General features: G+C 63.2%; 12 protein-coding genes. 1 reads left to right on the forward strand and 11 read right to left on the reverse strand.

What is annotated here, in order from left to right; all coding sequences use genetic code 11:
- Positions 1-214: 214 nt before the first annotated feature.
- Positions 215-1252 carry a LacI family transcriptional regulator gene (locus tag ASD04_RS12710; RefSeq protein ID WP_056257392.1) on the forward strand — a complete coding sequence of 346 codons (1038 nt, stop codon included), beginning with the start codon at positions 215-217 and terminating at the stop codon, positions 1250-1252.
- Between the two features lie 77 nt (positions 1253-1329).
- On the opposite strand, the gene ASD04_RS12715 is transcribed toward ASD04_RS12710, so the two are convergent.
- The 11 genes from ASD04_RS12715 to ASD04_RS12765 form a co-directional block, all read right to left on the reverse strand.
- Positions 1330-2256 carry a LysR family transcriptional regulator gene (locus ASD04_RS12715; protein WP_056257395.1) on the reverse strand — a complete coding sequence of 309 codons (927 nt, stop codon included), beginning with the start codon at positions 2254-2256 and terminating at the stop codon, positions 1330-1332.
- Positions 2257-2272: 16 nt separating this feature from the next.
- On the reverse strand, positions 2273-2887 hold the full coding sequence (locus ASD04_RS12720; RefSeq protein ID WP_056257398.1) for a flavin reductase family protein: 615 nt from the start codon (positions 2885-2887) through the stop codon (positions 2273-2275).
- Positions 2887-4221, reverse strand: a complete 1335-nt coding sequence (locus ASD04_RS12725; protein WP_056257402.1) for a lyase family protein — start codon at positions 4219-4221, stop codon at positions 2887-2889. The genes ASD04_RS12720 and ASD04_RS12725 overlap by 1 nt, the downstream gene beginning before the upstream one ends.
- Positions 4218-6059 carry an ABC transporter ATP-binding protein gene (locus ASD04_RS12730; protein ID WP_056257407.1) on the reverse strand — a complete coding sequence of 614 codons (1842 nt, stop codon included), beginning with the start codon at positions 6057-6059 and terminating at the stop codon, positions 4218-4220. Before ASD04_RS12730 ends, ASD04_RS12725 begins: the two co-directional genes overlap by 4 nt.
- 2 nt (positions 6060-6061) lie before the next feature.
- A complete protein-coding gene (locus ASD04_RS12735; protein ID WP_056257410.1) occupies positions 6062-6970 on the reverse strand; it encodes an ABC transporter permease in 909 nt (302 codons plus the stop codon).
- The gene (locus tag ASD04_RS12740) at positions 6967-7884 is read right to left on the reverse strand and encodes an ABC transporter permease (RefSeq protein WP_056257411.1); all 918 of its coding nucleotides are present in this window, start codon (positions 7882-7884) and stop codon (positions 6967-6969) included. Before ASD04_RS12740 ends, ASD04_RS12735 begins: the two co-directional genes overlap by 4 nt.
- A 54-nt stretch (positions 7885-7938) precedes the next feature.
- Positions 7939-9471: an ABC transporter substrate-binding protein gene (locus ASD04_RS12745; RefSeq protein WP_056257414.1), complete on the reverse strand. Its 1533-nt coding sequence runs from the start codon at positions 9469-9471 to the stop codon at positions 7939-7941.
- A 204-nt stretch (positions 9472-9675) separates the two neighbouring features.
- Positions 9676-11586 carry a beta-L-arabinofuranosidase domain-containing protein gene (locus tag ASD04_RS12750; RefSeq protein ID WP_056257415.1) on the reverse strand — a complete coding sequence of 637 codons (1911 nt, stop codon included), beginning with the start codon at positions 11584-11586 and terminating at the stop codon, positions 9676-9678.
- Between the two features lie 8 nt (positions 11587-11594).
- Positions 11595-12656, reverse strand: a complete 1062-nt coding sequence (gene ugpC, locus ASD04_RS12755) for a sn-glycerol-3-phosphate ABC transporter ATP-binding protein UgpC (RefSeq protein WP_056257418.1) — start codon at positions 12654-12656, stop codon at positions 11595-11597.
- The gene (locus ASD04_RS12760; RefSeq protein ID WP_056257420.1) at positions 12653-13480 is read right to left on the reverse strand and encodes a carbohydrate ABC transporter permease; all 828 of its coding nucleotides are present in this window, start codon (positions 13478-13480) and stop codon (positions 12653-12655) included. The genes ugpC and ASD04_RS12760 overlap by 4 nt, the downstream gene beginning before the upstream one ends.
- The gene (locus tag ASD04_RS12765) at positions 13477-14379 is read right to left on the reverse strand and encodes a sugar ABC transporter permease (protein WP_056257423.1); all 903 of its coding nucleotides are present in this window, start codon (positions 14377-14379) and stop codon (positions 13477-13479) included. The genes ASD04_RS12760 and ASD04_RS12765 overlap by 4 nt, the downstream gene beginning before the upstream one ends.
- Between the last annotated feature and the right edge of the window lie 27 nt (positions 14380-14406).

Genomic DNA, 14406 nt, shown 5'->3' on the forward strand with positions numbered 1-14406 from the left:
GCGGGCCGAGATAATCACATCTTATGCAACGTTGCAATTCTGAATTGTCTTGCGACAGGCATTTTGACCATTGTTAATTTTTATCCAGCTATTTCATACTATTAACCCTGCGCAATCGTTTCAAATCCATTGAAGCCTGTTATACATCGTTGCAAAATTTGACCTGTTTGGTTTCTCTGCCCAGCGGTGTAGAAACGGGTGGGGAAGCGAATATATGAGCAGCAAGACCACATCGGGCGGGAATGGCAGGGCGGCTGGAAGCCAGCGCGTCACCCTGCGCACCATTGCGGAGGTGACGGGGCTGAGCCTGTCCACCGTATCGCTGTCACTGCGCGGCGGCACCACGCTGAAGCAGGAAACCCGCGATAAGGTGGCCGAGGCCGCCAACGCGTTGGGCTATATTCCCGACCGCGCCGGCGTGCGCCTGCGTACCGGCAAGACCAATGTTATCGCCCTGGTTCTCGATGGCGCCGAGGACTCGATCGATTTCGCGCGGCAGATGATCCAGGGGATCGGCCATGCCATCAAGGGCACGCGCTACCACCTGACGGTTATTCCCGAATTCGAGCGGAATTTGAGCGCCGATACGATCCGCTACATTCTCGACAACCGCACGGCCGACGGCGTTGTCATCACCCATACCGGGCCGCGCGACAAGCGCGTGCAGATGATGATCGACGCGGATTTTCCCTTTGTCAGCCACGGCCGCACCGAATTCTATACGCCCCACCCCTATCACGACTTCCACTCCGAAGTGTTCGCCGCCCTGGCGGTGGAGCGCCTGACCAGCAAGGGCTGTAAGCAGGTGATGCTGGTGATCGGCGACGACAGCACCACCAACTACCACAACATCGTCACCGCCTTTCACCGGGCAACGGCGCGCGCCGGAATCGAGGCCCGCATCCTCGAGGGCACGCAGGGGCTGGCACCCGCGGAAATGCGCAAGATCGGGCTCGACCTGGCGGCAGAAGCCAACCGCCCGGACGGCATCATCTGCGACAGCGAGATGCGCACCATCGCCCTGGTCGGCGGGTTGCAGGAGAGCGGGCTGGTGGTGGGGCGGGACGTGCACCTGATCTACAAGCAGACCTCGGGCATCCTGCCCACATTGTTCCCTGGCCTCGACAGCATCCGCGAGGATGTATTTGCCGCCGGCACGGAACTGACGCGGCTGCTGCTCAAGCGCATCGAGGGCGCCGACGCGGAAAGCCTGCAGACCATGGCCGAACCACAGCCGCACTGGCGCAGCTAAGGCGCATCGCGATCTTTCAGATTGGCTCCTAGCGCTTCTTTGTCCCGAACCCGGCGACCATTTTCGGGAGACATGCTTTAGATGAGACGCAGCATGGATCTGGCCTGACTGCGGGTCATCTCGGCGCGGATGAAGTCGCGCATGGCCTCGATGAACTGACCGCTCCGGGCCGATCTGGGGCCGTTGGGATGGATAGTGGCATAGGTGATCCACTTTTCGCCTGCCAGAGGCTTTAGCAGCAGCGGCTCGTCATCGGCGATCCGGCCACAGATGCAATCCACCACCGTCAGGCCGGCGCCATCGCGGACGAGACTTTTGACGACCGGCGTTGATGTCGTTTCCAGATGAATCTCGGGCGTCAGGCCGGAAGCCGAGAAGATATCGTCCAGCCGTTCGCGCCAGCGCTGTCCCTTGGTCAGCGCGACAATGGGGTGCCGGGCCAGTTCATCGAGGGCGATTTCGGCTTGCCCGGCCAGGGGATGATCGGTGCGCATCAACACGCCAAGCCGGGTTTCGAGGAAGGGCTCGATGGTGAGGTCGAGAATGCCGTTCTCGATCGGCAGCGAAATCACGCCCACATTATAGGCTCGGGCGGCAACCTTGCTTTCTAGGTCGAACCGGGTCTCGACATTGATCACGCATTCGAAGGCCGCGTCGCGCTGCTGCATGAGCACCAGCGACGGCGAGATCAGCCCCATGGCCAGCGGCGCCGCCGTCACCAGGCTCAGCAGTTCGTTGGCCTGGGCGCGGATTTCGGCGGCGATAAGCTCCATTTCGTCGAGGCCACGCAGGATATGCTCGGTCTGCCGATAGAAGCGGTCGCCTTCCTCGGTCAGTTCGAGCCGGCGCTTGGACCGCGAAAACAGGTTGAGCTTGAGCTCGGATTCGAGCAGCGACAGCAACCGGCTGGCGGCCGAGGGCGATATATTGAGATCCTGCGAGGCCTGGGCGAGCGATCCAGTCGTCACGACGCGGCGAAAAATCCTGAGCGAGCGCAAATTCACCAGGCCGCCTCCAGTCCTAGCGTCCCGGCCGGAGCATCTCGAATGTCTCGCCGGCCTCGACATAGTCGCCGCGATAGCCACATCGGGCGATGGTTCCAGCCCGCTTGATATCAAACAAGCCATCGACCAGACAGGCCTGATCGATATGAACCTGCACCACCTCGCCGATGACCAGATGGGTATCGATCGGCACGCCGGCGGCGTCGGTGAGCTGCTGCACCTGCACCAGCCGGCATTCCATGGCCGCGGCGACGCCGGCAACCCGTGGCGGCGCCACCTTTGTCGAGGGGGTCTTCTCCAGGCCTGCCAGAACGAATTCATCGATATGGGGCGGCTGGACCGCCGAGGTCTGGTTGACGGCCCCGGCCAGGTTTCGCGTCGCCAGGTTGAAGACGAATTCGCGGGTATGTTCGATATTGCGGATCGTGTCCTTGCGACCCTCGCTGCCGAAGATGAGGATCGGTGGCTTATGGTTGAAGAGGTTGAAGTAGCTGTAGGGCGCCAGATTGGCCGTGCCGGCGCTGTCGAGCGAGGAAATCCAGCCGATCGGTCGCGGCGCCACGATAGCCTTTATCGGGTCGTGCGGCAGTCCGTGACCCAGCGCCGGGTCGAAGGAATGATAGGTCGCCATCACGCCGGCCAGGCCTCCGATCTGGACCGGATTGCGGTGGCCGTGGCGGCGGCAAGCGAGGCTGCCTTGCGCGCGATCGCGACGCTGTCGCCCAGATAGTGCGCGGGCACCAGCGCCGCCTCCATTTCGGCCCGGCCCATCGCGCCGCCGACCAGGCTGTTTTCCAGAAGGGTGTCGGCGAGGCTGGTCTCGTCGCTGTGGAGAACGGCGTGATGCACCACGTCATGCGCCACCGTCCTGCCGATCTTGTGCGCGAGCAGCATCATCAGATTCTCGCTGGCGATGACGCTGGCATTGAGGTCAAGATTGTGCGCCATGCTGGCGGCATGAACTTCGATATTGGCGAGCGTGGTCTCCAGCCGCTCGGCCAGTTCCCAGGCCAGCGCCGAAGCGCTCTCGATCGTACTCGACATCAACTGGTTGCTTGCCGCATCGCCTTCATGCGCCGGCATGCCCGCCTCGAGCGCAGCGGTTACCTTCGAGCGCAGATGGGCGGCTGATGACACCAGATGCACGACGTGCTTGGGATTGACCTTGTGGGGCATGGTGGAGCTGCCGACGACGGCGATGCCGAGCGTTTCGCTGACTTCGCCGATCTCATCGGCCATGAGGCGATAGAGTTCGGAACCAATGCGGCCGACGGTCATGCCGAACAGGGCCAGACAGGCCACATATTCAGCCTGGCCATCGAGCGAGACCCGGTCGGGAACCAATACAGGAGTCAGGTTGAGGCGGCGGGCAATGGCGGCGTTCAGCGCCTCGCCCTTGCCCTCGAAGGAGTGCATGGCCCCGATGGCGCCGCCGAAATGCAGCGCGAAGACCCGCTTTTCGGTCGACAGGAAGCGCTCGTTCTGGCGCGCTAGTTCCTCGATCCAGCCGGCCACCTTGAAGCCGAAGGTCATGGGCAGGGCCTGGCGATGATTGGTCCGCCCCACCATGACGGTTTCGGCATGCTGGTCGGCCAGCGTGCCGAGCCGGTCGATGGCGCGGGCCAGTGCATTGAGCATGGCCTGATGGGAGCGGCGCACCAGCAGCAGCCTTCCAGTGGACATGATATTCTGCGTGGTGCCGCCCCAATGCACGAACCGGCCGGCATCGCCGCAAATATCGGACAGCGCGCGCACCAGCGACACGATGGGGGCCATGGTTTCGGCCACCGAGAGTTCGAGCTCGGCGGTATCGAAATTGTCCAGCCGCGCCTTGCAGGCAATCTCGTCGGCGGCCCATTGCGGGATCATGCCGATCTCGGCCTGGGCCAGCGCCATGGCCGCTTCCACATCGAGCCAGGTCTGCCAGAGATTGGCGCGGGAGAAGACGGTCTGCGGGGTGATCATGGTTGCACTGGCTCTTTGGCGGCTGCGGCCGCCAGTTCGGGCACCGAGGACAGGAGGAGCCTCGTATAGTCGTGCTCGGGTGCACGCAGGATTTTGCGGGCCTCGCCCATTTCGACGATCCTTCCCTGGTGCATCACCGCGATCCGCGAGGCGACCTGATGCACCACGGCGATATTGTGGGTGATGAGCATGTAGGTCAGGCCCAGGTCTTGCTGCAGGTCGGCCAACAGGTTGAGGATTTGTGCCTGCACCGACACGTCGAGCGCCGAGGTGGGCTCGTCGCAGACCAGCAAAGCCGGCTTCATGATGAGGGCGCGGGCAATGGCGACGCGCTGGCGCTGCCCACCCGACATCTGGCTGGGATAATTGTTGAGGACACGCTCGGGCAGGCCGACGCGGTCCATGACATCAAGCACCGCCTGCTTGCGCGAAGCGGCATCGCCGATGCCATGCACGTCGAGGGGGCGGACGATGATCTGCGCGATGGTGTGGCGCGGATTGAGTGAGGAATAGGGGTCCTGGAAGATCGGCTGCATCAGCCGGGCGCGCTTGCGGCCATCCATGGCGTTGACCGGCTCGCCGTCGAGCAGAACGTCGCCGCCGTCCGCCGGGTTCAGGCCGAGCAGGATCTTGGCCAGAGTCGTCTTGCCCGATCCCGATTCTCCCACCAGCGCAAAGGTTTCGCCGCGCCGAATTTGCAGAGACACATCGTTGACGGCATGGAGGGTCTTGGTTTGGCCGAACAGGCTCTTCTTGACCCGGTAGAATTTGTGGATGCCCTGCGCCTCGATCAGTGCCGGCCCGCTCTCCACCTGTGGCGGCGCCATTTCCTCTGTGGGCTGCGCCGGGGGCAGGATGGCGATCTCGTTGGGGGTGAGGATGCAGTTATAGCTGCGTCCACCATCGCCCTGGAGCGGGGGACGCTGCGCGCGGCAGATGTCGCGGACATGTGCGCAACGCGAGGAAAAGACGCAGAAGTCGACCTCGCCCAGCAACGCCGGCACGATGCCGGGAATGGCGCCGAGGCGGCGGGGCGTGCCATCCATCTTGGGCACGCAGGCGAGAAGCCCGCGGGTATAGGGGTGCAGGGGATTGCTCAGCACCTCCCGGCACGGCCCTTTTTCAACGATCTCGCCGCCATACATCACCGCCACCTTGTCAACGGTCGAGGCAACCACGGCCAGATCATGGGTGATGAGGATCATGGCCATGCCGAATTCGCGGCGCAGTTCGGCCAGCAACTCCATGATCTGGGCCTGCACGGTCACATCAAGCGCCGTGGTGGGCTCGTCGGCGATGATCAGTTCGGGCTCGTTCATCAGCGCCATGGCGATCATCACGCGCTGGCGCTGGCCGCCGGAAAGCTGGTGCGGATATTGCTCGAGCCGGCCAACCGGGTCGGGTATGCCCACCCGCTCCAGCAGCTCTATGGCCCGGGCCCGCGCCGCCTTGGACGAGAGCCCGGCAAACTGCACCGCCGCCTCGGTCATCTGCCTATCGATGGAATAGACCGGATTGAGCGAGGTCATCGGCTCCTGGAAGATCATGGAAATCTTCTGCCCGGCGATGGACCGGGCGAATTCGCGGTCGCTGGCGCTATCGATGGCCGCGCCGTCCAGCGCGATGGCATTGGCGCGCAACTGCGCGATGCGCGGCAGCAGACGCATCAAGGCAAGCGCGGTCATCGACTTGCCCGAGCCCGATTCCCCGACAATGCCGATGGCTTCGCCGGCCTTGAGATCAAAGCTGGTGCCGCGTACGGCCTTGAGATCGCCGACAGCGGTGTGGAGGACAACTTCGAGATCGTCGACGCTGAGAATGGTGCGCTTGTCGAGCATCGTCAGTTCCTCCCCTGGGGCGAGGTGATGTCGCGCAGGCCATCGCCCAGGAGGTTTGCGCCGATCACCAGCAGGAACAGCGAGATACCGGGGAGAATGACCAGCCAGGGCCGGTAGAACAGGGCCTGCTTGCCTTCGGCGATCATGAGACCCCAGGACGGGGTGGGCGGCTGGATGCCGACGCCCAGGAAGGACAGCGAGGATTCGGCCAGGATCGAAATGCCCAGCTCGAAAGTGAAGATGACGATGATCTGGCTGGACAGATTGGGCAGGATTTCGGTGCCCAGGATTTGCCAGCGCGAGGCGCCCATCGCCTTGGCGGCGGCCACGAAATCCTGCGATTTCAGCCGCTGCGTCGCCGAGCGGGTGACCACGAGGAAATAGGTCCAGTGCAGCACGCCGATGATGCCGATCACCACCCACACCGATGGCCCGATGATGAAGACCAGCGCCATGGCCAGCAGCAGGCCGGGCAGAGCGAGTTGCGCGGTCAAGAGGAAGCTGACCGAATGATCGACCCAGCCGCCAAAATAGCCGGCACAGACGCCCAGGGTCACCCCGATCATCATGCCGATCAGCGCGGCGCCGAAGCCGATGGTAAGCGAGACGCGCGCGCCATAGATGAGCCGGCTGAGATAGTCGCGGCCGACCTGGTCGGTGCCCAGCAGGTAGTCCCAGCTGCCGCCTTCGGCCCAGACGGGCGGCAGCAGGCGGTGGGGCAATGACTGAGCGAACGGGTCGTGCGGGGCCAGCAGCGGCGCCAGCAGGGCCACGAGGATGAGGGTGCCGACAATAACTACGCCGGCGATGAAGCCCTTATGCTCCAGCGCCCGGCGCAGCATCAGCGCGCGGGGCGCTGGAGCTTTGGTTTCCGGGGCAGTGGGCAGGTCGGTGGAAGAGGAGATGGTCATGAGATACGGATCCTCGGATCGAGCGCTGCATTGAGCAGGTCGGCCAGCAGGTTCATCAGCACGAAGATGAGGGCGAAGATGAAGATGAGCATCTGCACCGTCGGGATATCGGAGCCCAGGATCGACTGCAGCGCCAGGCGCCCCAGGCCGTTGATGGCGAAGACGCTTTCGGTGATCACCGAGCCGCCGAATTTCTGGCCGAGCTGCACGGCCAGCACGCTCACCACAGGCAGCAGCGCGTTGCGCATGGCGTGGCGCCGGAGCAGGGCAAAACCGCGATAGCCCTTGGAGCGGGCGGTGCGGATATAGTCGGATTCCATGACCTCGATCAGTCCGGTCCGGGTCAGCCGCATCACGGCGGGCACGGAACTGGCCCCCAGCACGAAGGCCGGCATGACGAAATGCTGCCAGGAGCTGTCGCCCGAAATCGGCAGGAGGGGGATCATGACCCCCAGAAGAATGATCAGCATCAGGCCCAGCCAGAAGCTGGGGATGGCCTGGGCCGAGACGGCGAAGGTGAGGGCCAGGCGGTCGGCCCAGGAATTGGGTCGCAAGGCGGCAATGGCGCCCAGCGGAATGGCGATGACAATGGTGACCATGAGCGCCGACAGGGCCAGGGCGATCGTCACCGGCGCCCGCTCGAGAACCAGCGCGGCCACATCCTTGTTCCAGTAGTAGCTCTCGCCGAAATCGCCGTGGGCCACGCCACCCAGCCACTCGAAATAGCGCACGAAGACCGGCCGGTCGAAACCATAGGTCTGCCTGATCTGCTCGACGATCTCGGGGGTGGCATCCTCCCCGGCCAGGGCCGATGCCGGGTCCGTCGCATAGTTGAGCAACATGAACGTGGCGAAGGAGACGACAAGGGCCACGGCAAGCGCCAGCGCTGCCCGCTGCAGGATGTATTTGAGCATAGCATCAATCCCTGTTCGAGCCGGCACCAGGCCGGCTCGATGTTTGGAACAAGCCTATTTCCAGCTTGCCGAATAGAGGCGCGGCAGGCCATCCGCATTGAGCGGGAAGTTCAGTTCCGAATTGATCAGGTAATTCATCGAATAGGTCACCAGCGGAACCCAATAGGCTTCATCGGCGATGATGGTCAGCGCTTCGGTATAGAGGCGGCGCCTCTCGTCCTGATCGCTGGTCGCCTCGGCGGCGAGGACCAGCTCGGTGAGCTTTTCGTCGCCCGACAGGTTGCGGTCGGTGGTCGCGTTGAAGTGAATATTGGCGATCAGCGCCGTATCGGCGGTGCCGCCCGAGCCCCAGGTACCGATATAGGCCGGGATTTCCTGATTGGCGCGAGCCTGATCGAGCGAGGCCAGTTGCACATAGCGCAGGTTGACGTCGATGCCGATCTTTTCGAAATCGGCCGCGACGGCTTCGGCGATGGAGCGGTCGCGATAGGCCCAGAGATCAAGCGGGAAACCATCGGGATAACCCGCCTCGGCCAGCAATTGGCGGCCGACTTCGGGATCATAGGGATAATCCTGGATGCTGGTGTCGCAGCCGAACTGTGCCGGATGACACGGCGTGTGGATGGGCTCTGCCGAACCACCCACCAGATACTGGGCGATGTCGGCCTTGTTGACCGCATGGTTCATCGCCTGGCGCACCTGGCGGTTGGTCAGCGGGCCATCCGGATCGGTCAGGCCGGCGGCGTCGAGCACGACGAAGGACACGCGCAGGTCCGGGCCGGACAGATGCTCCACCATGGGCAGGCCCTCGACGCTCTGCGCCACATCCAGCGGCACGTTATACATCCAGTCGATGCCGCCGCTCATCAGCTCGGCCTGCTGGGTCCCGATATCGGGAATGGTGCGGATAACGATATTCTCGATCGGCACGTCGCCCTTGGGGCTGTTGGAATAATAGCCGTCATAGCGCTCGAGCACGAGTTCCTGGCCCGGCTTGAAGCTGGCAACGCGATAGGGGCCGAGACCCACCGGCTCCAGCGCGGCCGCATTGCGGACCACTTCGCCGTTCACGTGATAGGTGTTTTCCGGGCGAATGCTGACGCGCGTGGCCAGGTCGCGGATGGCCAGCGGATAATCGTTGAGCAGATGGAAGCGGACCGTGTAGTCGTCGATGACTTCCGCCGATTTGAGCCAGGTGGCGTGGCCCGGCCCCGGGTGGCTCTCGCTTTCGGGATCGATGATCCAGTTATAGGTATAGGCCACGTCGCGGGCGGTCAGCTTCTGGCCATTGTGGAAGGTGACGTCGTCGCGCAGCTTCACCTCGATGGTCAGCGGATCGATATATTCATATCCCGTCGCGACCGCCGGTTCGAATTCATTGGTCTCCGGATTGATCTCGAAGAGGTTCTCGTCGATCAGGTCGGCGATGATGATATATTCGCGCTTGGTGGTGTAGTTGTAATCGAGTTCGAGGATTTCCTCCACGAAGGCTACGCGCAGCGTGTCGTCCGACTTGCCCGCCATGGCGGGGTTGACGATGGCCGTGCCCAGCAAGGCGGCTAGCGTGATGGCTTTCAAGAAATGCATTGGCTCCTCCCTAACACTTCCCCGTAGCCTTCCCAAACTTCCGTCTGTTCCAAAAGTCGAAACATTAGAGGAATAGATGCGGAATTTCGCAGAGTCGTACGGGATAAATGGCGGGTGCTGCTTTCTAGCAGCGCGGGGTCAATGCAGCCACCACGGCTCGTCGATGGCGAGCCGCATCACTGTGGGATGCTGGCCTTACTGGTGTCAGCCAGCCGCCTCGGGCACCCAGACGACCATGGAGCCCTGACCGCGATTGGCCCAGAGATAGTAGGGAATGGCGGTCAGGCTCGACCGGGATTCATGGGCCGGAGAGGTGCGGTAAAGGCCGGTCCAGGTGCTCTCGTCGATGGCGGTAGCGTCGGCCCTAAGGGCGACTATGCCATCGAAGAGGTCGGGGCGGCTTTCTGCGGTAATCTCGGCATCGCGCGGGAGCTTGAGGCGCTGCACCCGGCCGCCGGGATTGTCGGCTTCTTCAACGCAATAGACCAGCGGGCCCCGCTTCAGCGCCACGCGGCCGGCATCCATGATGACGCCGGGATGGGCATAGAGCCGGACCGGCGGCATGGGAAGATCGAGGGTGACGACGTCGCCCTTCGCCCAGACGCGGTGGATGGTGAGGTAACCGTTGACCGCCCCAGACTCATCCACTTTCCCGCCATTGACCCAGACCGTCGCGCCGGACGACCAGCCGGGAATGCGCAGCTTGAGATCGAAGGCGGCCGGGCTGGCCGGATCGACATGGATGGCGATGTCGCCCTTCCATGGATAGATCGAGACCTCGCGCAATGCGACGCTGGTGCCGGCGATTTCGACATTGGTGGCAATGCCGCCGTAAAGGTGGAAGGCGACACCATCTTCGGCGACGGAGAGGAAATAGCCGCCCACCGACGCGACGAGGCGGCTGACATTCATGGTGCAGCAGGGGCAGGTATGCCAATCCCAGCGGGTTGGCGTGCCATTGCTTTCGAGCGGATTGGCGTAGAAATAATGCTCGCCATCACGGCTCAGGCCGCTGAGGGCGCCGTTGAACATGGCCAGTTCGAGGATGTCGCCATATTTGCCGTCGAGATCGAGATGCAGCATCTGCTGGGCCCAGAAGATCAGAGCCACCGAGGCGCAGGTTTCGGCATAGGCCGTCTGGTTAGGCAGGTCGAAATCATGAGTGAAGCCCTCATTATGCGCTGACGGACCCAGGCCCGCCGTCACATACATCTTGGTTTCCATCACATCGTCCCACAGCACCTCGCAGGCGCGCTTGAGGCCGGAATCGCCCAGCTTGGCGGCAAGGTCCGCCATGGCGGTGTAGAGATACATGGCACGCACGGCATGGCCGACCACCTTGTCCTGTTCGCGCACCGGCTTGTGGCTCTGTGAATATTCGTAGTTGGCGAAGACGTAGCGCTGGCGGCTGTCGCCGCCCTCCCGCGCCTCGCGTTCGATGTCGAAATAATGCGGCTGGCGCCCGCGCTCGTTGATGAGATAGGCGACGAAATCGAGATGTTTCCTCTCGCCGGTCAGGGCGTGGAGCTTCATCAGCGCCAGCTCGATTTCCTCGTGCCCGTCATAGCCGCGCTTCTGGCCCGGCCCGGTGCCGAAGACCGAATAGATGTGGTCGAGATAGCGTTCCATGATGTCGAGGAAGCGGCGCCGGCCGGTGCTGCGGAAATAAGCGATGGCCCCTTCCAGCAGGTGGCCGGCATTATACATCTCGTGATTGTCGCGGAGGTTGGTCCAGCGGTTTTCCGGTTCGTGGCCGAGATACCAGCAGTTGAGATAGCCATCGGGCGCCTGGGCCTTTTCGAGATCGTCGATGGCGGCTTCGATCTTGGCTTCGATATCGGCATCGCGGCGATGCGCCAGCGCGTAGCTTGCCGCCTCGATCCACTTGCCGACATCGCTGTCCCAGAACACCTGCACGGTGAAGCCGTTGGCATGGCGTGGAAAACGCAGCGGGGGCGTCGGGCTGGGCAGCTTGAGCGAGTCGAGGATGCCGTATTCGCCCAGCTTGCGGTGCTGGCTGGGCACAGTGCGGGTCAGCACGGTTTCGAGGCGCTCACGCCAGAACTGCCCCTCCAGCCTGACGTCGGGGAAGGGAACGGGGATGTAGTGTGACATGGCGGGAGCTAGATCCTGGCGCTGGTTTCGGGATCGAAGAGGTGGATGCGGGCGGGGTCGATTTCGAGGCCGATGCGATCGCCGGACTTCAGCTCCGCCCGTTCGCTCTGCACCAGTTGCAAGGCGCCATCGGCGGAGGCCAGGTAGGTGGCCGATCCGGTGGATTCGATGGTGCCGACCTCGAGGTGGAAGCTGGCCGGTCCCTGTGCCATGCGCAGATGCTCGGGGCGCATGCCGGCAATGACCGCCCGGCCCGGCCCCGCCGGTACGGCGAGCGGGATTTGGCCTTCGCCAAGGCCATCAAGCGTCATGGCCTTGCCATCCGGAGTGACCGTGGCCGGCAGGAAGTTCATGGCCGGCGAGCCGATGAAGCCTGCAACGAACCGGTTGACGGGCTGGTCGTAGAGATCGAGGGGTCGGCCCTGCTGCTCGATGATGCCATCGCGCATGACCACCACCCAGTCGGCCATGGTCATGGCCTCGATCTGGTCGTGGGTCACATAGACCGAGGTGGCGCCCAGCCGGTCATGCAGGGCGCGGATTTCCTTGCGCATCTGCACGCGCAGGGCGGCGTCGAGGTTGGACAAAGGTTCGTCGAACAGGAAGGCCTTGGGATTGCGGATGATGGCGCGCCCCATGGCGACGCGCTGCCGCTGGCCGCCCGAGAGTTGCCTGGGATAGCGGCCAAGCAATTGTGACAGCCCGATCGTGGCGGCGACCTCGCCTGCCTTCTGGCGGGCCTCCACCTTGCCCACGCCATGCAGCCGCAGCGAATAGGTGAGATTCTCCTCCACCGTCATATGCGGGTAAAGCGCGTAAGACTGGAACACCATGGCGACATCGCGCCGCCGCGGCGGCACGCCGGTCATGGGTTGGCCGGCAATGGTGATCTCACCCGACGAGATGGTTTCAAGGCCTGCGATCGAGCGCAACAGGGTGGACTTGCCGCAGCCAGAGGGGCCTACCAATGCGACGAAGGTGCCTTTCTCGATGGCGAGGCTGACGCCTTTGAGGGCACGGAAGCTGCCATAGTATTTGTCGATGTTGCGCAGTTCGATCTGGGCGGTCATTTGAGGGCTCCCGAGGTCAGGCCGGCGACGATGCGCCGCTGCAGGATGACGAAGGCGGCCAGGATCGGCGTCACGTAGATCGCCGCATAGGCCATGATGGAATTCCAGTCGGTAGAATTGGGCCCGAGAAAGCCAGACAGGCCGACGCTGGCCGGCTGCAGGTTGGGATCCTGAATGATCGACTTGGAGTAGATATATTCGCCGAACGAACTCATGAAGGTGAGGATGGCGCAGACGAGGATGCCATTGCGCGCCAGCGGCAATACGATGGTGAAGAACGCGCCGACGCGGGAATTGCCATCGACCAGCGCGGCTTCCTCCAATTCTCGCGGCACGCTCATGAAGGTCGCGCGCACCAGCACGACGAAGAAGGGCATGGCCTTGGCCGCTGCCGCCAGCACCACCGCAGTCCGGGGGTAGCTGAGGAGGCCGATCTGGTTGAACCCGACAAACAGTGGGGTCACCATCACCGAAGCCGGCAGCACCTGCAGCATGAGCACGCAGAACAGGCCGATATCGATCCAGACATTGCGGTAGCGCGCCAGCACATACGCGCAACCGGTGCCCAGGATCACCGTGATCGCCGTGACGCCGGCGGCGATGATCACCGAATTGCTGAGGAAAACCGGCATGTTGCGGCGTGCCCAGACAGCCGGATAGACGCCCGGATCGGGCGCTACGGGCCAGAAGGTCGGCGGATTGGCAAAGATTTCCGAGCTGCCCTTGAGGCTGGTCACATACATCCAGTAGAGCGGGAACAGGTAGACGGCAGCCAGCACCAGGGCGACGAGCAGCAGCAGCCAGGGGGTATAGGACCGGGTCATCCGCGCACCTCGTGGCGGGTCGAGCGCACATAGATGATCGAGGCGAACAGCACGAGCACGAACATCATCACCGAAACGGTGGCGCCCTTGGCGAAGTCATAGAGCTGGAAACTCAGCTGCCAGGACCAGTAGCCGGCGACGTTGGAGGTGTTGGCCGGGCCGCCCTCGGTGAGCGCGGGAAAAAGGTCGAATTGCTGCAGGGTGCCGATCAGGCCAAGCGACAGCACCGCGCCGATGGTCGAGCGCATCATCGGCAGGGTGATGGTCCAGAAGCGCTGGAAGGCGTTGGCACCATCGAGCTCGGCCGCCTCGTAGAGGTCGCGCGGAATGGCGGCGAGGCCAACCGAAAGCAGCAGCATGTTGAAAGCAAGGCCGAGCCAGATATTGGCGATGATGACGGCCCAGATGGAAAAGTTCGGGTCGGATTTCCAGACGACATTGGCCTGGATGATGCCGAGATTTTTGAGGATGACATTGAGCACGCCGAAATCGCCGGCGAGGATCCAGCTCCAGATGGCGCCGACCACGAGGCCCGGCATGACCCAGGAGACCAGGAAGAGGCCGCGAATGGTGGCTGCACCGGGAAATTTCTGCGCAAAGAACAGCGCCAGGGCAAAGCCGAGCACGAATTGTCCGCTCATGGAGCCGAAAACGAAGATCAGCGTATTGCGCGTCACCAGCCAGAATTCGGGCTGCCGCACCACAGCGACATAGTTGTCGAAGCCGACAAAGGGCCGGAACAGTACGCCCAGGGTGAACATGTCCACCTGCTGGAAACTCATCAGCACGTTGTAGAGCAAAGGTGCGCCGGCCAGAGCGAGCAGGAAAAGCAGGGCTGCGCCGACCAGCAGGATATCAAATCCCACCCCGTCGCGCAGGGCGTTGAAAAATCGCGACACCGGACCTCTCCATGCGATTGAAAGAAA

The organism is Devosia sp. Root436 (assembly GCF_001426345.1).
GTDB lineage: Bacteria > Pseudomonadota > Alphaproteobacteria > Rhizobiales > Devosiaceae > Devosia.

Bases quoted from the DNA above. Each gene is read 5' to 3' on its own strand.
- ASD04_RS12710 (WP_056257392.1), top strand. From the start codon at position 215: ATGAGCAGCAAGACCACATCGGGCGGGAATGGCAGGGCGGCTGGAAGC.
- ASD04_RS12720 (WP_056257398.1), bottom strand. From the start codon at position 2,887: ATGGCGACCTATCATTCCTTCGACCCGGCGCTGGGTCACGGACTGCCG.
- ASD04_RS12730 (WP_056257407.1), bottom strand. From the start codon at position 6,059: ATGCTCGACAAGCGCACCATTCTCAGCGTCGACGATCTCGAAGTTGTC.
- ASD04_RS12735 (WP_056257410.1), bottom strand. From the start codon at position 6,970: ATGACCATCTCCTCTTCCACCGACCTGCCCACTGCCCCGGAAACCAAA.
- ASD04_RS12760 (WP_056257420.1), bottom strand. From the start codon at position 13,480: ATGACCCGGTCCTATACCCCCTGGCTGCTGCTGCTCGTCGCCCTGGTG.
- ASD04_RS12740 (WP_056257411.1), bottom strand. From the start codon at position 7,884: ATGCTCAAATACATCCTGCAGCGGGCAGCGCTGGCGCTTGCCGTGGCC.
- ASD04_RS12725 (WP_056257402.1), bottom strand. From the start codon at position 4,221: ATGATCACCCCGCAGACCGTCTTCTCCCGCGCCAATCTCTGGCAGACC.
- ASD04_RS12750 (WP_056257415.1), bottom strand. From the start codon at position 11,586: ATGTCACACTACATCCCCGTTCCCTTCCCCGACGTCAGGCTGGAGGGG.
- ugpC (WP_056257418.1), bottom strand. From the start codon at position 12,656: ATGACCGCCCAGATCGAACTGCGCAACATCGACAAATACTATGGCAGC.
- ASD04_RS12745 (WP_056257414.1), bottom strand. From the start codon at position 9,471: ATGCATTTCTTGAAAGCCATCACGCTAGCCGCCTTGCTGGGCACGGCC.